This window comes from Actinoalloteichus spitiensis RMV-1378 (assembly GCF_000239155.1).
Taxonomy (GTDB): domain Bacteria; phylum Actinomycetota; class Actinomycetes; order Mycobacteriales; family Pseudonocardiaceae; genus Actinoalloteichus_B; species Actinoalloteichus_B spitiensis.
In genome coordinates this window covers 1-2161 of record NZ_AGVX02000538.1, presented here as the reverse complement: position 1 = coordinate 2161, position 2161 = coordinate 1, and the positions used below count along the sequence as shown (strand labels likewise).

At 74.2% G+C, this 2161-nt stretch carries 2 protein-coding genes; one reads left to right on the top strand and one right to left on the bottom strand.

Annotation, left to right across the window (positions count from 1 at the left end; translation table 11 throughout):
* The first annotated feature begins 137 nt into the window (after positions 1-137).
* The gene (locus ACTIDRAF_RS0221280) at positions 138-863 is read left to right on the top strand and encodes a class I SAM-dependent methyltransferase (protein WP_016700738.1); all 726 of its coding nucleotides are present in this window, start codon (positions 138-140) and stop codon (positions 861-863) included.
* 97 nt (positions 864-960) lie between these two features.
* Here the strand turns inward: ACTIDRAF_RS0221280 and ACTIDRAF_RS0221275 are convergent, their stop codons facing one another.
* Positions 961-2001, bottom strand: a complete 1041-nt coding sequence (locus tag ACTIDRAF_RS0221275) for a MerR family transcriptional regulator (protein WP_026066352.1) — start codon at positions 1999-2001, stop codon at positions 961-963.
* Positions 2002-2161 lie beyond the last annotated feature (160 nt).

Genomic DNA, 2161 nt, shown 5'->3' with positions numbered 1-2161 from the left:
ACTGGAGCCGGCGGTGCAGGGCGCCGGCCGTCCGCCCGCCCCCGACCCGGCCAGCGCCAGGTCGGGAGCGGGGTGATCCGCCCACCGGACCGGAAAAGCCGTGTCCGAAGCCGGGCAGCCGTGGGTAGCGTCGCCTGATGCCGGACGCGATCTTCACCCACCCCAGGCTCGTCGCCCTCTACGACACCTTCGACGGGGACCGGGACGACTTGACCCACTACCTCGCCATCGTCGACGAACTGGGCGCCCGCCGGGTGCTCGACATCGGCTGCGGCACCGGGTCCCTGGCCGTCCTGCTCGCCGAGCGTGGGCACGAGGTCGTGGGCGTCGACCCGGCGGCGGAGTCGCTGCGGGCCGCGCGGGCGAAGGACCCGGCGGGGCGGATCACCTGGGTCCACGGCGACGCCACGGCGGCCCCGGCCGTCGAGGCCGATCTCGCCGTGATGACGGGGAACGTCGCACAGGTCTTCCTCGGCGACGACGACTGGCTCGGCGCCCTGCGCGCGGCGCGCGCCGCGCTCCGGCCCGGTGGTCACCTGGTGTTCGAGACCCGACGGCCCGAGCGCCGGGCCTGGGAGGGGTGGGCCGTCGCCACCCCCGTCGTCCGCGAGGTGCCAGGGGAGGGCCCGGTGGAGGCGCGGCTCGAGGTGACCGACGTGGCGCTGCCGTACGTGTCCTTCCGGCACGTCTACCGGTTCCTGTCCGACGACACCGTCCTCTCCTCCGACTCGACGCTGCGGTTCCGCGGCCGGGACGAGGTCGAGGAGAGCCTGGTGGCCACCGGGTTCGAGGTGCGCGACGTCCGGGACGCCCCCGACCGCCCTGGCCGGGAGCACGTGTTCCTCGCCCGGCGCACCGCCTGAGCACCGGGCGCGGGACGGCGGGGCGCCGCCGGTCGCCGCCTCCCGCCTGCCGAGGACGGCGCCGCTGCCTCGACCCGTGCGGTCCACCTGCGCCGGTTCAGGGAACCGTCGGCTCGGACGGGCCGGCGGAGGCCGTGAGGGCGGCGGCGAGCCAGGCGTAGGGCACCTGGTCGACCATCATGTCCACGAGCTCGTCGCTCCTGGGGTGCCCGTTGATGGTCGCCACCAGGTCCTGGTACCGGTCGTGGGGGCCGGTGAACGGCGACTCCCAGCCGGGATCGGCCTCCGTGCTCCTGGTGGCGTGCAGCTCCAGGGCGGTCCGCAGCTGGTTCGCCGATTCCCGGCGGAACCCGGGGGAGTCCGGCTTGCCGCACACCCCGGAGAGCCAGGTGGCGTACCGGTCGGCGATCTCCCGGGCCCGGGCCGAGTCCGCCGGTACTCCGGTCCGCCGGGCCTCCATCGCCTCCTCCATGATCGGGGTGCCCTCGTCCATGGAGTCGAGCATCGACGAGGAGGACATGATCCGTCCCGCCTCGGTGGAGTACTCCTCGTGGAGGTGGCGGCGGACGGCGACGCGGAAGTCCTCGTCCCGCACCAGGTCGGCCAGTTCGATCCACGCTTCCAGCTGCTCGGGGGTGGGGTCGTCCGGCAGCACCGCCCGGATCTGGCTGAGGCGGTCGATCATCGCGGGGTTGACGTCGAGGCCCTCGGACACCTCGGCCCAGAACTCGTCGAGCAGCCGTTCCCGGTCCTCGTCGGACATCGAGACGAGCCGGTGCATCAGCACCACCTGGTCGGCCGGGGCGTCCTGCCGCAGGATGCTGCGCAGCACGGCCCGCCTGGCCTGGAAGCGGCGGGCCTGCTCCTCGACGACGGCCAGGTGCGCGGCGGCGAGGTCGTGGAGCGACGACTCTCCGGCGAGCACCCGGCGGATGTCGTCCAGGCCCGCGTCGAGTTCGCGGAGGGTGCGCACGAACTCCAGGCGCGCGATGGCCTGCACGTCGTAGTGCCGGTAGCCGGCGGCGGTCTGCTCGGTGGGGGTGACGACTCCCGCGTCGGAGTAGTAGCGGATGGCGCTGACGCTCAACCCGGTACGGCGCGCCACGTCGCCGATGGAGTACAGCTCGTTCTCGTTCACGGCGCCCACTATCGGGTCTCAAGCGGCGTGAGGCTCAAGCCCGGACGGCAGCCGGTGTGCGGGATCTCCGGGGAGTCCGGGTAGCTGGGACGACCGCGAGGACAGCGGAGCGCGAGCCGGGTGGGGCGGGGCGGGTTCGGGGGCCGGGTGGCGGTTCGCC

Bases quoted from the DNA above. Each gene is read 5' to 3' on its own strand.
- ACTIDRAF_RS0221280 (WP_016700738.1), top strand. From the start codon at position 138: ATGCCGGACGCGATCTTCACCCACCCCAGGCTCGTCGCCCTCTACGAC.